Below are 21,921 nucleotides of genomic sequence, written 5' to 3' on the forward strand. Positions count from 1 at the left end.
ATGGGCAGCCTGCCCTGACCCCTGCGCCCGAACGGCTGATCAACCGGTTGCTTCAGACATCCGCACCCGTCGAGAACGCGCGGAAATCTTCGCAAATCCCCCGCGATGCCGCTTCCAGCAGCCGCGCCCCGTCCGCCGGATCAGCCAGGGCGGAGTGGGAGCCGACCCGGCCATCCGGGAAGTCTGCCCTGTGCTCCTCCGGCGGGCCGTGCTTATCGCCGGCATGGGCCTTGATGAACTCCGGGGTCAGCCTGCGCGGCGGGTCTGCTGCCCCGCCTGCAGGCAGCGCGCCCAGCAACGCCTGGGTGATCGCGACCTCGGACGGGGTGGCGTGCATCCCTTCCCAACCGCCGTACAGATCCTTGCGCATGGCGTTGACCTCCGCCGGCTCCCACCAGCTGCGGATTTCCACCCGTCCCGGCGCCAATTCCTGCGACACCCGCTGCAAGGGCGCCACATTCGCACCGTGGCCGTTTACAACAAAGACGCCAGCGAACCCCTGTGCCAGCAGCCCGCGGAACACCGTGGCAGCATGGGCCTGAAACAGGTCCTCCGGCATCGAAACTGTGCCGGGAAAGGCGGTGTTGAAGGGGGTCGGCGTATAGGCCAGCGGTGGCGCTACGATCGCGTCGCACAACTCCGCCGCCCGCAGCGCCACCGCCTCGGCGCAGATCGTATCGGTGCCGATCATTCCCATCGGCCCGTGCTGTTCGGTCGACCCCACCGGCACCATCACCGCCGCACCGCGTTCCAGATGCGCCTCCACCTGCTGCCAGGTCATATGGGCAAGCTGCATGTCAGTCTCCTGTCTTTTGCCCACGCGCTGCTTTTCCTTTGCGCGCGCGCGGCATAGTCTGAGGCCATGGAAGATTCATCGCCGACAGAAATCGAAAAACCCGCGCTGGACCAGATGGTCGGCGCCGCGGTCAAAACCCACCGGATGCTGGCCGGGCTGACGCTGGCCGGCCTGTCGGAACGCGCGGGCGTCTCCACCGCGATGATCTCCAAGATCGAGCGCGGCCAGGTTTCGGCCTCGCTCTCCACGCTGGAGGCCTTGGCCGCTGCCATCGGCGCGCCGCTGATCAACTTCTTTGCCGGCACTGTAGAGCATTCCGACGTGTCCTTTGTTGCCGCGGGCGAAGGCATGACCGTGCAGCGGCTCGGCAGCGGCTTTGGCCATACCTACAAGATGATCGGCCGGGCCGAGGGAAGCCACGTCAGCTTTGAAAGCTTTTCCGTGACCCTGGAACGGCCGCTGAAACCGCGCCCGCTGTACCGTCACCGCGGGCTGGAGTTCATGCATATCACCAGCGGCGAGATGGTGTTTCAATGCGGCGATGCCACCTATGAGATGAAGCCCGGCGACAGCATCAGCTTTGATTCCAGCAACGCCCACGGGCCAGTGGAGCTGAAAACGGACAAGGTGAGTTTCATCACCATGGTCACCAAGCCCGAATCCAGCGAGGTTTGACGCAGCCGCCGGAGCGGCTGCGCGGCAGGCTCACAGCCCCCATTTCTCGCGGTTGGCCTCAAAGAAGCCGGTGGCTTTCTTCACCTTGACCCAGTTGTTCACGTAGTTGATCCAGACCTGATCATCCTGCGGCAGCAGCATCGCAATCGGCGACGGTGCGCGCGGGCCTGTGTCCGGAACGCGGGTCACCGGGAATTTCGCCTCCAGGGTGGAGCCTTCGATGTTGGAGGTGATGAACACATCGGCACGGCCTGCCAGCACTTCCTGGAAGCCCCGCGCAGGCGCCTCGACAACCTTGATGTCCGCATCCGGGAACCACTCGCGTGCCAGCTTTTCAAAGGTGGTGCCCAGCGTGGTGGCAACCTTCACCCCCGGCTGGTTGATCGAGTCGTAGCCCGAGAAATTCCCCGCCTTGTCCTTGGTGGTGAACGGAAAGATCTCCACCGCGATATAGCTGTCGGAGAAGCCTGCAACCTTCATACGCGGCGGCGAGATCGAGGCCGAGCCGGTGAGATGATACTTGCCTGCAACCACGCCGTTCACCAGGGTTTTCCAATCGGTGGGCACAAATTCAACCTCGACGCCCAGATCCTTGGCAAGCTCGGCCATGATATCAATGTCATAGCCCTTGTAGCTGTTGGTCGCCGGATCGCGCAGCGTCATTGGGTTCCAGTCGCCAGTGGTGCCGACCTTCAGCACGCCGGTATCCAGAATCTCGTTCAGGGCAGACTGCGCCTGCACAGCCCCCGCCAGCGCCACAGTCACAGCCGCAGCTGCCACGGCCTTGATAAAGCGTTTCATTGATATCTCCCGTTGGTGCGTTTCTGGTTGCCTAGGAAAAGTAGCAGATTTGATGCTTGATTTAACGGCAAGCAGGCAGTTAACCTCAAGAAAAATTTTTCTTGGGAAGAAAAATATGCCAGGGAACGCCCAGCCAAATACGGATACCGCGCCGGAAACCGCAATCGAATTGAGCGGTGTCAACAAGTGGTATGGCACGTTTCATGTGCTGAAGGACATCAACCTGTCGATCCGCTCCGGTGAAAAGGTTGTGATCTGCGGGCCGTCCGGCTCCGGCAAGTCCACTGTGGTCCGTTGCATCAACCGGCTGGAGGAACATCAAAAGGGCATCATCCGTGTCGACGGGATCGAGCTGACCAACGATCCGCAATCCGTGGCCGCGATCCGGTCCGAGGTCGGCATGGTGTTCCAGCAGTTCAACCTGTTCCCGCATCTGACAGTGCTGGAGAACCTGACGCTGGGGCCCATCAAGGCCCGCGGCATGTCCAAGGCGGAGGCCGAGGCAAAGGCGATGCACTATCTGGAGCGTGTCCACATCCCGGATCAGGCGCGCAAGCGCCCCGGCCAGCTGTCCGGCGGCCAGCAGCAGCGGGTAGCGATTGCGCGTTCGCTTTGCATGGAGCCCAAGGTCCTGCTGTTTGACGAGCCAACCTCCGCTCTGGATCCCGAGATGATCTCCGAAGTGCTGGATGTGATGGTGGAACTGGCCGAGGAAGGCATGACCATGGTGGTGGTCACTCACGAAATGGGCTTTGCCCGCAAAGTGGCCGACCAGATGGTGTTCATGGACGCAGGCGAAATCGTCGAACAGGGCCCGCCAGAGGAATTCTTCGGCTCCCCCCGCTCGCCGCGCTGCCAGAAATTCCTGTCGCAGATCCTGCAGCACTGACCGGAAGGATCCCGAAATGAAAAAGACCCTGATCCTTTTGCTGCCGCTGCTGGCGCTGGCCGGCTGTTCCAGTTCCTCGACCTGGGGTTGGTATGTCATCAACCCGATGACCCCCAGCGGCTGGGTGAATGTGAAATTCCTGATTTCCGGCATGGGCGACACCATCCTGATCTCGGTGATCGCCGCCGCGATCTCCATTGGCCTTGGCCTGATCGTCGCCCTGCCCGGCCTCGCCAAAAGCCGCGGCTGGCGGATGGTGAACCGAATCTATGTGGAGTTCATCCGCTCGATCCCGCTGCTGCCGATGCTGTTCTGGGTCTTCTACGGCCTGCCGATCATCTTCCGCGAGATGGGGATGAACGTGCCGATCGACCCGTTCTGGGGCGCGATCATCACCCTGGCGCTCTCCGACAGCGCCTTTACCGCCGAGATTTACCGCGCCGGTATCCAGTCGATTGCCAAGGGCCAGACTGAGGCGGCGCAGACCATCGGCCTCAACTACCTGCAAACGATGCGCTATGTGATCCTGCCGCAGGCGATCCGGCGCATCCTGCCGCCGCTGGCAAACCAGTTCATCTACATCGTCAAGATGAGCGCCTTTGCCTCCGTCATCGGCATGCAGGAACTGACCCGCCGCGCCAATGAGCTGGTGGTCAGCGAATACCGCCCGCTGGAAATCTACACCCTGCTGATCCTCGAATACCTGGTGCTGGTTCTGATCATCAGTGCCGGCGTGCGCTGGCTGGAACGCCGCATGGGATCGGACGAAAGAGGCTGAGGAGAGAGATATGGACTGGAAAACTTTCATGGCCGAGACTGAGGCCAATATCGGCACCTTTTCCAAGGAAGTCCCCGACACCGTGCGCGGCTTTGGCATCATGGGCCAGGCCGCCAAAAAGGACGGCGCGCTGAGCGAGAAGACCAAGGAATTCATGGCGCTCGGCATCGCCATCGCCACCCGCTGCGACAGCTGCATCGGCTTTCATGTGCGCTCCCTGGTGCGCCTGGGTGCCACCCGCGAGGAGCTGTGCGAAGCGCTCGCCATGGCCACCTACATGGGCGGCGGGCCGTCTTATGCCTACAGCGCCAAGGCGCTGAAAGCCTTTGACGTGTTCTCAGAGGGGCAGCCATGAGACCGGATCTGATCGGCGCCGAAGGCTATGTGCAGAACTGCTGGTATGTGGCAGGCCGCAGCGAGGATTTCGGGCGTGAGCTGACCGCGCTCACCATGCTGGAAGAGCAGATCGTGATCTACCGCGACACCAAAGGCGCCGCGGTTGCGCTGGAGGACGCCTGCCCGCACCGCAAGCTGCCCCTGTCGCGCGGCACCATCGAGGGCGACCATGTGGTCTGCGGCTATCACGGGCTGACCTTTGACTGCAGCGGCGAATGCGTGATTGCCCCGACCCAGCTCGACAACCCGCCGCGCCGGGCAGCGGTGCATTCCTACCCGGCAGAGGACCGCTGGGGATTCCTGTGGCTGTGGATGGGCGATCCGCAACAGGCCGACCGCGGCCAGATCATCGACATTCCCAATTTCGACAACCCGTCCTGGGGCAAGACCCAAAAGGGTGCGATGGAGATGGCCTGCCACTATCTCTACATCACCGACAACTTGCTGGACCCCAGCCATGTCGCCTGGGTGCATCTGACCTCATTCGCCGGGGCAGGCACCGACAACCGCCCGCTGGATCTGGAAGAAACGGAGGACGGCGTCATCGTCTCCCGCTGGGTGCTGGATGAGGCGCCGCCGCCCTATTACAAACCGATGCTGCCCTTCGGCCCCAATTGCGACCGCAAGCAGCATTACGAATGCCGCCTGCCCGCCACCGCCATCAATATGTCGGTTTATGCGCCCCAGGGCGAAGGCGGCAAGGACAAGCCCCTGTCGCCGAATGCCTTCGTGAACATCTCTTATAACTTCATTACCCCGGTGGACGCAGGACACTCGCGCTATTTCTGGTTCCAGCACCGCAACATGCACGCAGACGACGAGGCGATGTCCCAGCGCATGTTCGAAGGCGCCATCATGGCCTTTACCGAGGACAAGGACGTGCTGGAATACGTCCAGACCGGCATGGCGAAACGCAAGACCCCCTATATCAATCTCGGGCTGGACGCAGGCGCGATGCGCTTCCGCACCCGGGTTGCCCGGCAGATCAAGGCTGAGGCCGGCTGACAGCGTCGCCGTTTCCCTGCAAGGGAAACGGCCATGAAAAATCGATTTTTCATGGCTGAAATCCGCGCCGGATTTCAGCTGGCGAGCCGCCCGCCAGGTCCCTGCCCCACCGCCTGTGCCGGGCTGTCGAACACCGCCCGGATGCAATCGTGCTGCGCCAGGATCTCTGCCCCGCCGGGCACCAGATGCGGGTCGAACACCCCGTCTTTCCAAACCGCCGTGCCGTCCACCTCAATCGTCGGGTCCAGCACGTTCAGCGAAATTTCCCCCGGTGCATAGTGCCCGCAGGTGTGGAAATGCATCAACCGCGGGTTGCCAAAAGCGCCGCCGCTCCAGCGTTCGTAATTCTCTGCCGCTGCCATGCCATAGGCACAGCCCGGATGAATGCCCGCATGCCAGGAGTGCATCGTCATCGGGTCCAACCCGAATTGCTGCCCCACCTTGGCGTAGTGCATCCGGGCGCAATGCACATCCATCGCATCGCCCTCGAACCGTTGCAGCCCACTGCCCTCGAAATGCACCGCCAGCGGTTCGCGCAGATCGCAGCCATAGGGCTCATAAAATTTCGATCCCGTCCCGACCAGGAACCCGTCCTGCATCACCACACCGGAAAACCCCTGTGCCGGCACCGGTGCAAAGACCGACATCGGAAACCGCGTTACCGAAACATCTGCGGCGCCGGATTTGGGATAACCCGCCCCCGGCCCGCTGAAATCGGTACCCAGCGGACAGGTCACCCGGATATGCTGCGCTGATGCCATCAGCGCATTAACCGCATCCTTCAGCGCCACAAACCCCTGGTAATTCGCGCGGCCAAAGCCGGAGGCCAGCATCCCCGCATCCAGCGCATAAGACATGATCGGGCGAATCCCCTGCATATCCGCGCTGAACCGGATCTGATCGCCGCTGCGCGACAGGAACAGCACCCGGTCCGCGGCCTTCATCCGCGCCACCAAACCGGCCGGCAGGGCCGCCCCCATCGGATCAAATGGCAAAACCTCGGATGCAACCCCGATCCCCAGCGCCTGGGCCGTGTCCTGCACCGCCTCCGCAATGGCGGCATCATAATAACCGTTCGCAGGATCCTCCCGCAGGATCAGCAGCTGATTGCCGGCCGCCAGCCCGGCGCAGGCCACTAGCAGGTTTTCCGCACCTGCGCGCAAATCCGCATCCAGCATCCCGCAATCCTCTCTCCTGATCTTCACGCGGATGTTATCCGCAGCGGCCCCTACCGATCCAGAAAAATTTCACAACAGTAGAATTTTCTACTGTCATTCAGGCCGCACCTTCCCCTATCCTGCCACCGCAAACCGCGGAGGAAGATGATGAGCGCATGGATTGAAATGATCCCGGATGAAAAGGCCGAGGGCCGGCTCAAAGAGCTTCTGGACAAGGCGCGCACACCGCATGGCACCGTCGACACGGTGATGCGGGTGCATTCGCTGCGGCCCGAGACCATGAACGGCCATGTGACGCTGTACCGCTCGGTTTTGCACTCCGAGGACAACAAACTGCCGTTCTGGTTCCTGGAGGTGATCGCCAGCTACACCTCGATCCTGAACGACTGCACCTACTCGCTGACCCATCATTTCATGAACGTGCGCAACCTGCTGAAGGACCAGCCGCGCAGCGACCGGATCTTCACTGCGCTCAAGGCGCACCGGCCTGAGGATGAGTTCCAGGGCAAGGAACTGGCGCTGCTGCGCTATGCGGGCAAGCTGACCACCGATGTGGGCAAGATGGTGAAATCCGATTTCGAGGCGCTGAAAATCGCCGGTTGCGAGGATGGTGAGATCTTGGAGGTGAACCAGGTCTGCGCCTATTTCAACTATTCCAACCGGCTGCTGAACGGCCTTGGCGCCACCACCGAGAATGACGTGATCGGATACTACAAGGGCGATGAGTAGACGCTAGGGTCACAAATCAGCGCGGAACGGCGCCAGGCTCTCTACAAAGGCATCCAGGAAATCCAGCGCCAGCAACGACCGGCTGCCCGATACCGGGCGCAGGATCGACAGCCGGTGGTGGATAGCCGGCTCAAACGGCACAATCGCAATGTTCTGGCCGCGGAACTGCTCTGCGTCCAGGGCGCTGACGACTGAGGCGCCCTGCCCCTGGCTGATGATAATGCAGGCGGTGGAGAACTGCCGCACCTCTATCCAGCTGTTCAATTCCACCCCGGATTCGGAAAACGCCTTGTGCAACCGGCGGAAAAACGGGCTGTCGCGGCGGGTGTGGATGATCTTGCGATACCGCAAATCGTGCGGCGTGATAACATCCTGTTCTGCCAGCGGGTCATCTTGCGGCAGCACACAAACACTGCGGACGGGTATGTCGATATTCTCCACCGCCGGATGCGAGGCGAAACCGTCGGTGATGCCACAGTCATACTGCTCGCCGATGATCCACTCCAAGATCCGCTCCGGCCGGTCCGGCTCCAGCGTCAGCCGCACACCGGGGCGATGCTCCAGAAACCCAGCCAAGAGCTTGGGCAGCAGCGCCGTTGCAAACCCCGGCAGACAGGCGATGCGCAGGTGGCCGGCGGTGCGTTCGGTCAAGTCCCGGTTGAGCTCTTCCAGGTGGTTCAGACTGTCAAACACCCGCCCCACCTCAGACAAGAGATACCGCGCCTCGCTGGTGGGAATCAGCAGCCCGTCCTTGCGGGTAAACAGCTCCACCGCCACCGTTTTTGAAAAATCGGACAACAGCCGGCTGGCCGCGGGCTGGGAAATCCCCAGGCTTTCGGCGGCCCGGGTGACAGAACCTGTGCGGGCAACAGCCTGAAAGGCCTCAAGCTGGCGAAGTTTAAATTTCAAGGGGTTAGCCGTTCCTGGAAGAGTTCAATTACGGCATGGCATAACATCATGTTATGAAATTTGTCAAAAAACTTTTGCTTGAATTATCTTTTCCGGCAGACAAAAGGTATCCGCAGAGCCAACTTTGGGAGAGAAGCTCATGTCCGTTAAATCCTTGCTCTGCGCCTCGGCTGTTCTGGCCGTTGCTGGCAGCACCGCATTTGCAGAAACCGAAATTCAATGGTGGCACGCCATGGGCGGCACCAACGGCGAACGCGTCAACAAGATCGCCGAAGACTTCAACGCGACCCAGGACGAGTACAAAATCGTGCCCGTCTACAAGGGCAACTACACCGAAACCATGACCGCGGCGATTGCCGCCTTCCGCGCCAAGGAACACCCGCAGATTGTGCAGGTCTTCGAGGTCGGCACCGCCACCATGATGTCCGCCAAGGGCGCCATCTACCCGGTGGAGAAACTGATGAAGGACGCAGGCGAACCGTTTGACGGCGACGCCTTCCTGCCGGCGGTGGTGTCCTATTATGAGACGCCAGAAGGCGAACTGCTGTCGATGCCCTTCAACAGCTCCACCCCCGTCCTGTGGTACAACAAGGACGCGCTGGACGCGGCAGGCGCAGCGGTGCCCACCACTTGGGACGAGGTCAAAACCGCCTCGCAGAAGCTGGTCGATAACGGCATGAAATGCGGCGTTTCCTTTGGCTGGCAGTCCTGGGTGATGATCGAGAACTTCTCGGCCTGGCACAACCTGCCCACCGGCACCAAGGAAAACGGCTTTGCCGGGTTCGACACCGAACTGACCTTCAACAACGCCAGCGTGGCGGCACGGCTGGATGACGTCGCCTCCATGGGCAAGGACGGGTTGTTCGTCTACGGCGGCCGCCGCGGCGACAGCCTGCCGATGTTCACCAACGGCGAATGCGGCATGTGGATGAACTCTTCGGCCTATTACGGCTCGATCTCCTCGCAGGCGGAATTCGAATTCGGCCAGTCTATGCTGCCCCTGGACACCAAGGTGGCCGACGCACCGCAAAACTCGATCATCGGCGGCGCCACCCTGTGGGTGCTCGCAGGCCATGACGAGGCGGAATACAAAGGCACCGCCAAGTTCCTGACCTATCTGTCCTCGCCCGAGGTTCAGTCCTGGTGGCACCAGGAGACCGGCTATGTGCCGATCACCACCGCCGCCTATGAGCTGTCCAAGGAACAGGGTTTCTACGAGAGCAACCCGGGCACCGACACCGCGATCAAGCAGCTGAGCCTGAACACCCCGACCGCCAACAGCCGCGGGCTGCGCTATGGCAACTTCGTTCAGGTGCGTGACGTGATCAACGAGGAGCTGGAAGCCCTCTGGGGCGGCGAGAAATCCGCACAGGAAGCACTGGACGCTGCGGTTGAGCGCGGCAACGACCTGCTGCGCAAGTTCGAGCGCACCGCCAACCCCTCCTAACCGATCCTGACGACCTGGCCCTGCCGCCCTTTCCAGGGCGGCGGGGCCGCTTTTCTGACTGGGGCCTTTCATGCTCAAACGGGTGCATTTCCCAACCTCGGCGCTGCCCTATCTGCTGGTCGCGCCGCAGATCATCATCACGCTGGTGTTTTTCATCTGGCCCGCCAGCCAGGCGATGTATCAGTCCTTCCTGATCGAAGACGCCTTTGGCCTTGGCACAGAATTCGTCTGGTTCGAGAATTTCGAGGTTCTGGCCAGCGATCACCACTATCTGGCCAGTTTCCAGCGCACCGCGGTGTTCTCGCTGCTGGTTGCGGCGCTGTCGATGGGCTTTGCCCTGATCCTCGCAGGCTTTGCCCAGCGGGTGGTGCGCGGCGCCATGTTCTACCGCACCCTGCTGATCTGGCCCTATGCGGTTGCCCCGGTTCTGGCCGGTGCGCTGTGGGTTTTCATGTTCAACCCGACCCTGGGCATCTTCCCCTATTTTCTGGAGTTTGCAGGCATCACCTGGAACCACTACTTGAACGGAACCCAGGCGATGGCACTGGTGATCCTCGCCGCCGCGTGGAAACAGGTCGCCTATAACTTCCTGTTCTACCTTGCCGCCATGCAGTCGATCCCCAATTCCGTGATCGAGGCCGCCGCCATCGACGGCGCAGGCCCGGCGCGCCGCTTCTGGACCATCATCTTCCCGCTGATTTCGCCCACCACGTTTTTCCTGCTGGTCATCAACATGGTCTACGCCTTCTTCGAGACCTTCGGCATCATCCACGCCGTCACCCAGGGCGGCCCCGGCACCTCCACCACCATTTTGGTCTACAAGGTGTTCAACGACGGCTTTGTCGGCCTCGACCTTGGCGGCTCAGCGGCGCAGTCGGTGGTGCTGATGGTGCTGGTCATCGCCATGACCGTGGTCCAGTTCCGCTTTGTTGAAAGAAAGGTGGCTTACTGATGGTCGAACACCGCCCCCTCACCGCGTTCCTCACCCATCTGGTGCTGGTGCTTGGCGTTCTAGCCATCGCCCTGCCGGTGTGGATCACCTTTGTCGCCTCCACCCATGACGAGTTGCGCATGAACCAGGCGCCGCTGCCGCTCTGGCCCGGCGACTATTTCCTGGCCAACATGAAACAGACCCTGTTCGGCTCCGGCCTCAGCGGCACCGAGCAGGCGCCGGTATGGCTGATGCTGCTGAATTCCCTGGCAATGGCGCTGATGATCTCCACCGGCAAGATCGCCATTTCGCTCTTGTCGGCCTTTGCCATCGTCTACTTCAAGTTCCCATTCCGCATGGGGTTCTTCTGGATGATCTTCATCACCCTGATGCTGCCGGTCGAAGTGCGGATCCTGCCCACGTTCGAGGTCGTCGCCAACCTGGGAATGCTGAACAGCTACTGGGGCTTGTCGATCCCGCTGATCGCCTCGGCCACCGCAACCTTCATGTTCCGTCAGGTCTTCCTGACGGTGCCGGATGAGCTGCTGGAAAGTGCCCGTATCGACGGCGCCGGGCCGCTGAGGTTCTTCTTCGATATCCTGCTGCCCCTGTCGCGCACCAATATCGCGGCGCTGTTTGTGATCCTGTTTATCTTCGGCTGGAACCAGTACCTCTGGCCGCTGCTGATCACCACCGACACCTCGATGACCACCATCGTGATGTCGATCAAGCAGATGCTGGAAGCGGCGGAGCAGAGCCCGCAATGGAACATCATCATGACCACGGCCCTTCTGGCGATGATCCCGCCGGTGTTTGTGGTCATTGCAATGCAAAAGCTCTTTGTGCAGGGCTTGACGGAAACCGATAAGTAAGGCGCCCCGAAATGGCAGACATTCAACTCACAGACCTGGTGAAATCCTACGGGCCGACCGAGGTGCTCCACCATATCGAGGGCGGCATCAAGGATGGCGAATTCATCGTCATCGTCGGCCCCTCCGGCTGCGGCAAATCCACCCTGCTGCGGATGGTGGCGGGGCTGGAAACCGTCACCTCCGGCGAGATAGCCATCGGCGGGCGCCGGGTGAACGAGCTGGAGCCTTCGGCACGCGATATTGCCATGGTGTTCCAGAACTACGCGCTCTATCCGCATATGTCGGTGCGCCAGAACATGGCGTACGGCCTGAAGATCCGCAAACTGCCGAAGGACGAGATCAACCGCCGGGTTGAGGAAGCCGCCGAGATCCTGGAGATCAAGCAGTACCTCGACCGCAAGCCGCGCCAGCTGTCCGGCGGCCAGCGCCAGCGGGTGGCCATGGGCCGCGCCATCGTGCGCGATCCGCAGGTGTTCCTGTTTGACGAGCCGCTCTCCAACCTCGACGCCAAGCTCCGGGTGCAAATGCGCCTGGAGATCCGCAAGCTGCAGCAGCGGCTGGGGGTGACCTCGATCTATGTGACCCATGATCAGGTCGAGGCGATGACCCTGGGCGACCGGCTGATGGTGCTGAACGGCGGCTATGTGGAGCAGTTCGGCACCCCGATTGAGCTTTATGACCGCCCGGCGTCCATGTTTGTGGCGGGCTTCATCGGCAGCCCGGCGATGAATTTCCTGCCGGTTGAGGTCAGCGGCGGCAGCGCCGCCCTGCCGGGCGGTGCTGCGGTTCCGGTTGCCTCGGCCCATGCGGGCACAGCCACCCTGGGCCTGCGCCCGGAACACCTGACCGCGGATGATAACGGCCCCATCGCCATCGAGGCCGACATGCTGGAACAGCTGGGTGCCAACACCCTGATCCACGGCCGCCTGCACGGCACGGATCACAGCATCACCGCCAGCGTCCCGGGCCACGCCAGTGACGGCATCGGCAGCATCCGCCGCTTCTCGGTGGCGGCAGAGCTGACCCACCTGTTCGACACTGCGTCCGGCAAACGTCTGGAAGACTGATGCATTACCCCCAGATAGCTGCCTTTGCAGGCGAACCAGGCGTCATCCGCCTGGCCGGCCACCGCGGCGCCCGCGGCATTCTGCCGGAAAACACCATGGAAGGCTTCGAGTTCACCGTGAACGCCGGGGTGAAACTGCTGGAGCTGGATGTCACCGCCACCCAGGACGGCGTGGTGGTGATCACCCACAACCACCACCTGACCCGCTCAATGGTGCGCGATGCGGACGGCAACTGGCTGCAAGGCGAAGAACCCAAGGTCTCCGCCCTCACCTACGGCGAGCTGCAGCAATACGACGCCGGCGGGCTGGATAGCTCCAGCGCATATGGCCAGCGGTTCCCCGATCAGGCCTTCCTCAGCGGCGTGCGCATCCCGCGGCTGGCGGAGCTGCTGGCGCTGCTGCAGCAGCCCGCCCACCGGGATGTCCACCTGTTCCTCGAGATCAAGTCCGACCCGGACCTGCTGGCCGACACTGCCGCGCGCCAATCGCTGGTCGAGGCCGTCGTGGCCGAGGTCCGCGCGGCCGACATGCAGCCGCGCACCGTGCTGCACAGTTTCGACTGGGAGCTGCTTGCCGACTGTCAGCGTCTCGCACCGGAAATGCCTGCCTCCTTCCTCACCCAACTGCCAGAGAATGCCGCGGATGTGGGGGAGGACTCCTCCAAGGAGGTGAACCCGGTGGCCGGCTGCACCGCACTCGACCTGCCGGCCCGCGTTGCAGCAGCCAATGGCCAGTTCTGGTGCCCCTATTACCTGGATGTCACTTCCGAGGCGCTGGCATTGGCCCGCGATCTGGGCCTCATCACCATGGTCTGGACGGTCAACGGGCCCGAGGACATCGAACACATGATTTCCCTCGGCGTCGATGTGATCTGCTCAGACTACCCCGGGCGGGTGCAGCGCCTGCTGCTGAAACACGGCCTCCACTGGCTGCCCGCAGCCGGGCGCTGACATGCAGACGGTCCACAGCGTTTTTGCCCGCTACGAGGAATTGCGGCCCCGTCTGCCGGAAAACCGGACCCGGCCGGGCACCCGGCCCATCGCATCGCTGCTGGACCTGCAGGACCAGGCAGACGCTTTTGTCTTTGATGCCTTCGGGGTGCTGAATGTCGGCACCGAGCCAATCCCCGGCGCCGCCAGGCGGCTGGACCAGTTGCGGGCCGCGGGCAAGGCGATCCGCATACTCTCCAACGCCGCCAGCAACGGCAGAGCGCAGACGCTGGAGAAATTCCGCGCCCTGGGGATGCAGGTCGCGCCCGAAGAGATCATCACCAGCCGCGACGCCGCCCTGCAGGCGCTGGACAACCGCCTGTGGGGGGTGATCGCCGCCCAGGACGACGGGCTGGAGGACATCCCCTCCCCTGCCCTGCGTCTGGACCGGGATGCTGCTGCCTATGCCCGTGCCGAGGGGTTTCTGTTCCTCTCGAGCGCCGAATGGGATGCGGGCAAACAGGCGATGCTGGCCGCCAGCCTGGCCCAAGTGCCGCGCAGGGTGGTGATCGCCAACGCCGATCTGGTCGCCCCCCGCAGCGATGGATTGTCGCTGGAGCCCGGTTACTTCGGTCATCAATTGGCGGATCAGGGGCAGACGGACGTGCAGTTCTTCGGCAAACCCTACGCGGATGTTTACGCACTGGCAGGCATCCCGCCAGAGCGCATCGTGATGTGCGGCGACACGCTGCACACCGACATCCTGGGCGCCGCGGCGCAGGGATGGAGAACGGTGCTGGTCACCCGGGACGGGGTGCTTGCTGGCCAGGATCCGGAAGAATTCATCACCGCGTCAGGTATCCATCCAGACTATCGCCTGGAGCGGATCTGAAGAGAAACAGGCCGGAGACTGCAACACTCTCCGGCCTGTTTGAGTTATCCTAGGTTCTTAGCCCAGAATACCGGGCAGGTTCAGCCCGTGTTCCCGCGCGCAATCCTTGGCGATAACATAGCCCGCATCGGCGTGGCGCATCACCCCGGTTGCCGGGTCGTTCCACAGCACCCGGCCAATGCGGCGGTCGGCGTCTTCGGTGCCGTCGCAGCAGATCACCACGCCGGAGTGCTGCGAAAAGCCCATGCCAACGCCGCCGCCGTGGTGCAGCGACACCCAGGTCGCGCCCGACGCGGTGTTCAACAACGCATTCAACAGCGGCCAGTCGGAGACCGCATCGGAACCGTCTTGCATCGCCTCAGTCTCGCGGTTGGGCGAGGCCACGGACCCCGAGTCCAGGTGGTCGCGGCCAATCACGACCGGCGCCGACAATTCGCCATTGCGGACCATCTCGTTGAAGGCGAGGCCCGCCTTGTGGCGGTCGCCCAGACCGATCCAGCAAATCCGCGCGGGCAGGCCCTGGAAAGCAATCCGTTCCTGCGCCATGTCCAGCCAGCGGTGCAGGTGCTCGTTTTCGGGGAACAGCTCTTTCATTTTGGCGTCGGTCTTGCGGATATCCTCCGGATCGCCCGACAGCGCACACCAACGGAACGGGCCGATGCCTTTGCAGAACAGCGGGCGGATATAGGCAGGCACAAAACCGGGGAAGTCAAAGGCGTTCTCCAGCCCCTCCTCCAGCGCCATCTGACGGATGTTGTTGCCGTAGTCGACAGTTGGAATGCCCATAGCGTGGAACTCGCACATCGCCGCGACCTGCACCTTCATCGAGGCACGGGCGGCTTTTTCCACTGCTTTAGGGTCTGTTTCGCGCTTTTCTTTCCACTGCGCCATGGTCCAGCCCTGCGGCAGGTAGCCGTTGACCGGGTCATGCGCCGAGGTCTGGTCGGTCACGATATCAGGCTTCACGCCGCCTGCCCTGGCACGCTCCACCAGTTCCGCGAACACATCCGCCGCGTTGCCCAGAAGGCCCACGGATTTCGCCTCGCCCGCAGCGGTCCAGCGCTCGATCATCTCCAGCGCCTCGTCCAGGGTTTCGGCCTTCTCATCCAGGTATTTGGTGCGCAGGCGGAAGTCGATGCTGTCGGGGTTGCACTCCACTGCCAGGCAGCAGGCGCCCGCGAACACAGCTGCCAGCGGCTGCGCGCCGCCCATGCCGCCAAGGCCGCCGGTCAGGATCCACTTGCCGGTCAGGTCGCCGCCGTAATGCTGGCGGCCCGCCTCGGCGAAGGTCTCATAGGTGCCCTGAACGATGCCCTGGGTGCCGATATAGATCCACGAGCCAGCGGTCATCTGGCCGTACATCATCAGGCCCTTCTTATCGAGCTCGTTGAAGTGGTCCCAATTGGCCCAATGCGGCACCAGGTTGGAGTTTGCGATCAGCACCCGCGGTGCGTCCTTGTGGGTCTGGAACACGCCGACCGGCTTGCCCGACTGCACCAGCAGGGTCTGGTCGTCGTCCAGGTTCTTCAGGTTCTCGACGATCAGGTCGAAATCCTTCCAGGTCCGCGCCGCCCGGCCGATGCCGCCATACACCACCAGCTCATGCGGGTTTTCGGCGACGTCGGGATGCAGGTTGTTCATCATCATCCGCATCGGCGCCTCGGTCACCCAATGCTTGGCGGTGATTTCCGGGCCTGTGGGCGGAAAGATGTCGCGGGTGTTCTTGCGGGGATCGCTCATGCCGAGGGCCTCCAGTTTTTGAGTTCAGTCAGAATTTTGGTGAGATGGGTGCGCAGCTGTTCCGCGCGCTCCGGCAGATAGGTCCAGGGGGGGCTTTCCTGGCAGTAGGTCGCCTGTGCCAGCTCCATCTGGATGGCGTGCAGGCCGTCTGCGGGGCGGCCATAGTGGCGGGTGGTCCAGCCGCCCTTAAAACGCCCGTTGAGGGTGGAGGTATAACCCTCCGCCGCCTCGCAATGGGCCACGGTCAGCGCCTCGATTGCGGGGTCGCAGGTTGTGCCCAGATTGGTGCCGGTGTTGAAATCCGGCAGGCGCCCCTCGAAAAGGAATGGGATATCACCGCGGATCGAGTGGCAATCATACAGAATGGCAAAGCCATGGATCGCCTTCACCCGCTCCAGTTCCGCCGCCAGCGCCGCGTGATACGGCGCGTGGTAGGCGTCCCGGCGGAGGGTGATTTCGGCCTCGTCCGGCTCCTTGCTGTCCTGCCAGATCGGCAGCCCGTCGAAATCGGTCAAAGGCACCAAAGTTGTGGTGTTTTGTCCGGGATAGAGACTGATTCCGCTAGGGTCGCGGTTCACGTCGATCACATAGCGGTGGACCGGGGTGCGGACAGTTGTGATGTCCTCCACCAGCCCGGCATAGAGCTCATGGATATGCCAGTCGGTGTCCGCCAGCGCCCTGCCCGTCCCGTTCAGGCTCTCCCAGATGTCCGGCGGCACATCGGTGCCGGTGTGGGGCAGCCCGAGCACCAGCGGCGAGTTGCCCTGGATCACTTCGATCATGCCTTGACCTCCACGCCCGCAGCCGCCGCCACGTGGCCCGCGCGGACCATGGCGCTGGCAGCCTCGATATCAGGCGCCAGATAGCGGTCCTCCGCCAGCGCGGGGATGTCCCCGCGCAGCATCGCCAGCACGTCCTGCAGCCGGGCCGAGGTTTGCAGCGGCGCGCGCGCCTCCACCCCTTGCGCGGCACAAAGCATCTCGACGCCGAGGATCACCGACAGGTTGGCGTTCATCTTGGTCAGCCGCAGCGCGCCATGGGCGGCCATTGACACGTGGTCCTCCTGATTTGCTGACGTTGGAGTTGAGTCGGTAACGCAAGGGTTCGCCAAATGCTTGTTTTCACTCATCAGCGCCGCGGTGGTCACCTCGGCAATCATGAAGCCGGAGTTCAAACCGGGATCAGGTGTCAGGAACGGCGGCAGGTCGTGGCTGAGCGTGGGATCGACCATCAGCGCCACCCGGCGCTGCGCGATGGCGCCAATCTCTGCCACCGCCAGCGCGATCTGATCCGCGGCAAAGCCCACGTATTCCGCATGGAAGTTGCCGCCTGAGACAATGCGCCCCTCACCCACCAGCACCAGCGGGTTGTCGGTAACGGCGTTGGCCTCAATCTCCAGCGTTTTCGCGGCCATCCGCAGCACGTCCAGCGCTGCGCCCACCACCTGCGGCTGGCAGCGGATGCAATAGGGGTCCTGCACCCTTGTGTCGCCCTCGCGGTGGCTCTCGCGGATCTCGGAACCGTCCATGATCCCGCGCATCTGTTGCGCCACATCGATCTGCCCGGCATGGCCGCGCAGGGTGTGGATGTCGGCAACCAGCGGCGCGGTAGAACCCATGATGGCGTCGGTGGTGAGCGCCGCGATGGTCATCGAGGCCTCGGCCATGCGCCAGGCGTCAAACAGCCCGGCCAGAGCGCAGGCGGTCGAAAACTGAGTGCCGTTGATCAGCCCCAGGCCTTCCTTGGGGCCCAGCAAAATCGGCTCTAATCCGGCCTTTTTCAGCGCTTCCGCGCTGGACATGCGGGTGCCGTCGAATGTCGCCTCCCCTGCCCCGATCATCGCCGCCGCCATATGCGCCAGCGGCGCCAGGTCGCCGGATGCGCCAACCGAGCCCTGCGACGGAATCACCGGGATCACACCATGGGCCAGCATCTTCTCGATCTGGTCGATCACCAGCCAGCGCACGCCCGACGCACCGCGGCCCATCGACAGCAGTTTCAGCGTCATCATCAGCCGGGTCTTGTCTTCCGGCAGCGGCTCCCCTACCCCGCAGCAGTGGCTGAGGATCAGATTGCGCTGCAGGGTGGCAGTGTCTTCCGGCGCGATCTTGGTCGAGGCCAGCTTGCCGAAACCGGTGTTGATGCCATAGACGGCCGCCTCGCCCGCAGCGGCCTCGGCCACCATCTGCGCCGCGGCCTCCACCGGCTCACGCGCCGAGGCATCGAGCCTGGCCGGTGTCAGATTGCGGTAGATATCTTCCAGCGTGGACAGCGTCACCGTGCCGGGGATCATCTCGATCATTGTTTGCCCTCATAGATACGGGTGTGAAGGGGGTTGAAGCCGATGCGGTAGGCGAGCTCGCCGGGCGTTTCCACATCCCAGACCGCCAGATCGGCGCGCATACCGGCGGAAATCTCTCCGCGGTCCGTCACCCCCAGCGCGCGGGCTGCGTTGCGTGTGACGCCTGCCAGCGCCTCCTCCGGCGTCATCCGGAACAGGGTGCAGCCCATGTTCATGGTCAGCAGCAAAGACGTCAGCGGCGAGGACCCGGGGTTGCAATCGGTCGCCAGCGCCATCGGCACGCCATGGGTGCGGAAATGTTCGATCGGCGGCGCCTGGGTTTCGCGGATGGTGTAAAAGGCGCCGGGCAGGATAACGGCGACAGAGCCCGCTGCGGCCATCGCCTTGGCATCCTCCTCGGTCGCGTATTCCACGTGATCGACTGACAACGCGCCGTATTTCGCGGCCAAGGCCGTGCCGCCCTGATGGCTCAGCTGTTCGGCGTGCAGTTTCACCGGCAGGGCCAGCTCCTGCGCCACCTTGAAGACCCGTTCGATTTGCGCCGGCGAAAACGCGATGTTTTCGCAGAACCCGTCGACCGCATCCACCAGCCCTTCTGCATGGGCGGCGCGCAGGGCGGGAATGCAGACCCCGTCGATATATTCATCGTCGCGGCCCTTGTATTCGCCGGGTGTGGCATGGGCGCCAAGGAAGGTGGTTTTCACCGTCACCGGGCGCAGTTCCCCCAGCCGGCGGGCGGCGCGCAGCATGTTCAGCTCGGTCTCCCGGTCCAGCCCGTAGCCGGATTTCACTTCCACCACCGTGGCCCCTTCGGCAATCAGCGCATCCAGCCGCGGCAGCGCGTCCTGCACCAGAGCCTCCAGCGAGGCTGTGCGGGTGGCCGAAACGGTGGAGACGATGCCGCCCCCTGCCCTGGCGACCTCTTCATAAGAGGCCCCGTTCAGGCGCATCTCGAACTCCATCGCCCGGTTGCCGCCAAAAACGATGTGCGTGTGGCAGTCGATCAGGCCCGGCGTGACCAGCCGTCCGCCCAGATCGCGCTGCTCCCACGAAAAATTGTCAGCTGACAATTTTTCCCGCGGCCCGGCCCAGACAATCCTGCCGCCAGAAACCGCAACCGCGCCGTCCTCGATCAGGCCATAGGGCGCATCCGTGCCGGCCATCGTGGCCAGCCGCGCCCCTGTCAGAACAAAATCCTCTGCCACAGAATCTCAAATCCCCTTACTGCCGCTTTTGGATTAAACTACGGATTTAGAGCATTATGTCTAGTCATAAAATGAAACGAACAGCCCTGCTAAAACCGCCTGTGATGTGCGGAAATTGCAGGTGCTGATTGACGGGTGCCGTTCTTCTGAACGGCTGACCGCATCTGCAAGCCTTCGGAGATATCAGCTCGTCAGAAGACTCAGGTCTGTCATCATCTGGCTGATTGCCAGCCGTCCAAAGCCCGGCCGAGCAGCAATCGCAACGGGGCTCAAGACCGGAAACGGGCGGCGGCTCTACAGTCACCTGCCGATTGCTTCTAAGGATAAAGGCGTAACCGCAGCCCGATCATCGCAGTTCCCAGGCAGCAGACAGAGGCTGATTTGGTTAAGGACCAGCTCCGGCTTGGCGTTGGAGATGGCGCGGCCCGCGGCCGCAGCGTGATGCGCAGGCAGGGTGTTTCATGCCCGGTCGTTGAGATTATCCTTTGCAGTTTGTTCGGCTCTTATCCTTGCTGCGTAATGTTATTAGCAGCAAGGGATAGCGGTGTGCCTGGGGAGGCGCGGCCGTCCTTTAAGTGGAGAACCAAATACCGGAGAGGCTGCGGGAAATTGAACCTGATGCGCCGGATGGAGGCGGCCTTCCGGAAAATTGTCAGCTGACAATTTTTACGTTCTCATCCCTTGCAAGCATGTTTCAACCTGCGCCAGCGGCGAAAACCTGCATAGAAAGGGAAGCCAGATCAATGTGCAGTTCGTTTCAAAAATTGCCAGCTGACAACTTCACCGCAGCGCATTTCCGCCTGGCCCGAAAATATGCTTCCGGGCTGGAGGTTGCCGCAAATACCTGCCGCCGTCCGGTCAGCCGGTCACGCGCTGCTACACCAATGTTTCCAAGCGAACAGAAGAAATTGTCAGCTGACAATTCTGTCTGCTCTGCCTTTGAACAAGAAGAAAGTGCCCGAGTAGTGCTGCGTCCTTTTGCGGCAGGTTTGGATGCTGCGGGCAAGCGAATTCACACCAATGCGGTCCCGGATTGATAGGCGCGGCTGGTCGCATCCTGCAAAATTGTCAGCTGACAATTTCTGCAGGCCGGGATATCTGAAGCAACGCATTGAGCATCGGACCGATGGAAAACTGGCCTGCACGGGCCTTCTGCGCCAGACGCCGCAAATAGGCCCCTGGGCTGCGGATGGTTTCCAGCTTCTCCAGGATGCACATCACGGCTGCTGCCGCGTCCTTGCGGCCCATGGCAGCCCGTGCGTCGCTCAGAACCGGCATTTCAATGCCGATCATCGGGGAAAGGGCGTCTGCAATCCTGTCTGCGTCCTGCCAGCTGCGCAGCTTTCCTGGATAATAGGCCTGAACCTCCGGGCAGGCCCGCAGCAGGGTGGACAACTCATGTGTCTTCTCAGCGATGCCGGCCTCTATCGGGAGGGGCTGGAGCTGTTCAGATCCCCAATCGGGTTGCGCCGCTTCAGAGTCAGAATCTTTTTTTACTGAATCCTGTATGTGCCGCTCATTTTCGCCGCCGCTGCCGCTCATTTTGCGTGCGGCGAGTGTGGTTTCCTGTGCGGTTTCTGACGGCGCACGGCTGGCAATTTCATGCTGCAGCGTGCGGGCCATCTGGGTCAGACCGGCCTCGCAGGGCTTGCGGCGCAGCAGTTTGCGGGCGGTTTCCAGCAGATCATCCGCCTGGCCCTGAGCGCAGCCCAGCAGCTGCTGGCGCAGAACGGCAACCTTGTCGCGCAGAACTGCCAGTTGTTCCGCACGGGTGCGGGCGGTCAGGGCTGCGTCGAAAACCTGACCGGCATGGCGGGCGAGGGGGGACAGGTCGAAACCAAAGGCCAGCGGCATGTCCGAGCCGCAGCGGCGGGCATAGCGTTTGCCGTTGGGGCTGTTTTTCCGGCTGACAATCCCGGTCCGGGCGAGGGCGGCCAGATGGCGGCGCAGGGTGCTTTCGGGCATTCCATTGAGCCGTTCCATCAGTTTGCGGTTCGAGGGAAACACAATGGCGCTGTCCGGCTCTGCCGGCAGCGCGCGCTGGGGGTAGAATGTCAGCAAGGCCTTGAGCACGCCAAGGGTGCGGTGGCTCAGGTCGAATTCCTCTGCGGCATGGGTGAGCGCAGCCAGAAGGTCCCACTTGTCATGGGTACCTGCCAGCTGGCCGCACTGATCCATCCGCCCAACGGTAATTTGGGACGCATGTTCCATCTTTTTTTCACGAAAGACAAAAAATACCCGCCCCTGTGCAGCGCACAGAGTTGACAGTGACGAGTCTGAGAGGCTATTCCAAAGGTGCTAAATCTGAGAACGGCCTTCTGGGATGTAATGTCCTGGGGGGCTTTTCTTTTGCCTGTTTACGTGCCTCCTGTCCTTATTT

The 21,921-nt window shown here is 62.6% G+C and carries 22 protein-coding genes; 13 read left to right on the forward strand and 9 right to left on the reverse strand.

Annotated features, from left to right (window positions below; genetic code table 11):
• Positions 1 to 52 precede the first annotated feature (52 nt).
• A complete protein-coding gene (locus ACXAHG_RS08090; RefSeq protein ID WP_475056737.1) occupies positions 53 to 796 on the reverse strand; it encodes a creatininase family protein in 744 nt (247 codons plus the stop codon).
• A 66-nt stretch (positions 797 to 862) separates the two neighbouring features.
• Between ACXAHG_RS08090 and ACXAHG_RS08095 the strand changes: the two genes are divergently transcribed.
• The gene (locus ACXAHG_RS08095) at positions 863 to 1,471 is read left to right on the forward strand and encodes a helix-turn-helix domain-containing protein (protein WP_475039086.1); all 609 of its coding nucleotides are present in this window, start codon (positions 863 to 865) and stop codon (positions 1,469 to 1,471) included.
• Between the two features lie 30 nt (positions 1,472 to 1,501).
• Here the strand turns inward: ACXAHG_RS08095 and ACXAHG_RS08100 are convergent, their stop codons facing one another.
• Positions 1,502 to 2,272, reverse strand: coding sequence for a transporter substrate-binding domain-containing protein (locus ACXAHG_RS08100; protein WP_475039085.1), 771 nt, complete (start codon positions 2,270 to 2,272; stop codon positions 1,502 to 1,504).
• Between the two features lie 115 nt (positions 2,273 to 2,387).
• On the opposite strand from ACXAHG_RS08100, the gene ACXAHG_RS08105 reads away from it, so the two are divergent.
• From ACXAHG_RS08105 to ACXAHG_RS08120, 4 genes are read left to right on the forward strand one after another with little or no spacing between them, the layout of a single operon-like run.
• Positions 2,388 to 3,161 carry an amino acid ABC transporter ATP-binding protein gene (locus ACXAHG_RS08105; protein WP_475056739.1) on the forward strand — a complete coding sequence of 258 codons (774 nt, stop codon included), beginning with the start codon at positions 2,388 to 2,390 and terminating at the stop codon, positions 3,159 to 3,161.
• A 16-nt stretch (positions 3,162 to 3,177) separates the two neighbouring features.
• A complete protein-coding gene (locus ACXAHG_RS08110) occupies positions 3,178 to 3,939 on the forward strand; it encodes an amino acid ABC transporter permease (protein ID WP_475036135.1) in 762 nt (253 codons plus the stop codon).
• A gap of 10 nt (positions 3,940 to 3,949) precedes the next feature.
• A complete protein-coding gene (locus ACXAHG_RS08115) occupies positions 3,950 to 4,294 on the forward strand; it encodes a carboxymuconolactone decarboxylase family protein (protein ID WP_475039082.1) in 345 nt (114 codons plus the stop codon).
• Positions 4,291 to 5,340 (forward strand): aromatic ring-hydroxylating dioxygenase subunit alpha, encoded by a 1,050-nt coding sequence (locus ACXAHG_RS08120; protein ID WP_475056741.1) that lies wholly within the window; start codon positions 4,291 to 4,293, stop codon positions 5,338 to 5,340. Before ACXAHG_RS08115 ends, ACXAHG_RS08120 begins: the two co-directional genes overlap by 4 nt.
• Positions 5,341 to 5,414: 74 nt before the next feature.
• Here ACXAHG_RS08120 and ACXAHG_RS08125 read toward each other — a convergent pair whose 3' ends face one another.
• A complete protein-coding gene (locus ACXAHG_RS08125) occupies positions 5,415 to 6,545 on the reverse strand; it encodes a hypothetical protein (protein WP_475056742.1) in 1,131 nt (376 codons plus the stop codon).
• Positions 6,546 to 6,665: 120 nt separating this feature from the next.
• Here ACXAHG_RS08125 and ACXAHG_RS08130 point away from each other — a divergent pair, with 120 nt between their 5' ends.
• Positions 6,666 to 7,247 (forward strand): carboxymuconolactone decarboxylase family protein, encoded by a 582-nt coding sequence (locus ACXAHG_RS08130; RefSeq protein WP_475056743.1) that lies wholly within the window; start codon positions 6,666 to 6,668, stop codon positions 7,245 to 7,247.
• A 9-nt stretch (positions 7,248 to 7,256) separates the two neighbouring features.
• Here the strand turns inward: ACXAHG_RS08130 and ACXAHG_RS08135 are convergent, their stop codons facing one another.
• Positions 7,257 to 8,156 (reverse strand): LysR substrate-binding domain-containing protein, encoded by a 900-nt coding sequence (locus ACXAHG_RS08135; RefSeq protein WP_475056745.1) that lies wholly within the window; start codon positions 8,154 to 8,156, stop codon positions 7,257 to 7,259.
• A gap of 139 nt (positions 8,157 to 8,295) precedes the next feature.
• Between ACXAHG_RS08135 and ugpB the strand changes: the two genes are divergently transcribed.
• The 6 genes from ugpB to ACXAHG_RS08165 all read left to right on the forward strand — a co-directional run bounded on the left by ugpB (position 8,296) and on the right by ACXAHG_RS08165 (position 14,294).
• On the forward strand, positions 8,296 to 9,603 hold the full coding sequence (ugpB, locus tag ACXAHG_RS08140) for a sn-glycerol-3-phosphate ABC transporter substrate-binding protein UgpB (RefSeq protein ID WP_475056747.1): 1,308 nt from the start codon (positions 8,296 to 8,298) through the stop codon (positions 9,601 to 9,603).
• Between the two features lie 70 nt (positions 9,604 to 9,673).
• Positions 9,674 to 10,555 carry a sn-glycerol-3-phosphate ABC transporter permease UgpA gene (gene ugpA / locus ACXAHG_RS08145; RefSeq protein WP_475056749.1) on the forward strand — a complete coding sequence of 294 codons (882 nt, stop codon included), beginning with the start codon at positions 9,674 to 9,676 and terminating at the stop codon, positions 10,553 to 10,555.
• On the forward strand, positions 10,555 to 11,406 hold the full coding sequence (ugpE, locus tag ACXAHG_RS08150; protein ID WP_475056751.1) for a sn-glycerol-3-phosphate ABC transporter permease UgpE: 852 nt from the start codon (positions 10,555 to 10,557) through the stop codon (positions 11,404 to 11,406). The genes ugpA and ugpE overlap by 1 nt, the downstream gene beginning before the upstream one ends.
• A gap of 11 nt (positions 11,407 to 11,417) precedes the next feature.
• Positions 11,418 to 12,473, forward strand: coding sequence for a sn-glycerol-3-phosphate import ATP-binding protein UgpC (locus ACXAHG_RS08155; protein ID WP_475056752.1), 1,056 nt, complete (start codon positions 11,418 to 11,420; stop codon positions 12,471 to 12,473).
• On the forward strand, positions 12,473 to 13,423 hold the full coding sequence (locus ACXAHG_RS08160; protein ID WP_475056753.1) for a glycerophosphodiester phosphodiesterase family protein: 951 nt from the start codon (positions 12,473 to 12,475) through the stop codon (positions 13,421 to 13,423). The genes ACXAHG_RS08155 and ACXAHG_RS08160 overlap by 1 nt, the downstream gene beginning before the upstream one ends.
• Before the next feature lies 1 nt (position 13,424).
• Positions 13,425 to 14,294 (forward strand): HAD-IIA family hydrolase, encoded by an 870-nt coding sequence (locus tag ACXAHG_RS08165; protein WP_475056755.1) that lies wholly within the window; start codon positions 13,425 to 13,427, stop codon positions 14,292 to 14,294.
• A 57-nt stretch (positions 14,295 to 14,351) separates the two neighbouring features.
• Here the strand turns inward: ACXAHG_RS08165 and hutU are convergent, their stop codons facing one another.
• From hutU to hutI, 4 genes are read right to left on the reverse strand one after another with little or no spacing between them, the layout of a single operon-like run.
• A complete protein-coding gene (gene hutU / locus ACXAHG_RS08170; RefSeq protein ID WP_475056756.1) occupies positions 14,352 to 16,034 on the reverse strand; it encodes a urocanate hydratase in 1,683 nt (560 codons plus the stop codon).
• Positions 16,031 to 16,816 (reverse strand): N-formylglutamate deformylase, encoded by a 786-nt coding sequence (gene hutG, locus ACXAHG_RS08175; RefSeq protein ID WP_475056757.1) that lies wholly within the window; start codon positions 16,814 to 16,816, stop codon positions 16,031 to 16,033. The genes hutU and hutG overlap by 4 nt, the downstream gene beginning before the upstream one ends.
• A complete protein-coding gene (hutH, locus tag ACXAHG_RS08180; protein ID WP_475056759.1) occupies positions 16,813 to 18,336 on the reverse strand; it encodes a histidine ammonia-lyase in 1,524 nt (507 codons plus the stop codon). The genes hutG and hutH overlap by 4 nt, the downstream gene beginning before the upstream one ends.
• Entirely contained in the window at positions 18,333 to 19,499 is a 1,167-nt protein-coding gene (hutI, locus tag ACXAHG_RS08185; RefSeq protein WP_475039290.1) for an imidazolonepropionase, read from the reverse strand. Before hutI ends, hutH begins: the two co-directional genes overlap by 4 nt.
• A 785-nt stretch (positions 19,500 to 20,284) precedes the next feature.
• Between hutI and ACXAHG_RS08190 the strand changes: the two genes are divergently transcribed.
• Entirely contained in the window at positions 20,285 to 20,578 is a 294-nt protein-coding gene (locus ACXAHG_RS08190) for a hypothetical protein (protein ID WP_475039067.1), read from the forward strand.
• 31 nt (positions 20,579 to 20,609) lie between these two features.
• Here the strand turns inward: ACXAHG_RS08190 and repC are convergent, their stop codons facing one another.
• Complete coding sequence (gene repC / locus ACXAHG_RS08195; protein ID WP_475056760.1) at positions 20,610 to 21,752, reverse strand: plasmid replication protein RepC; 1,143 nt, start codon at positions 21,750 to 21,752, stop codon at positions 20,610 to 20,612.
• Between the last annotated feature and the right edge of the window lie 169 nt (positions 21,753 to 21,921).

The organism is Leisingera sp. ABD4_442 (genome assembly GCF_056160905.1).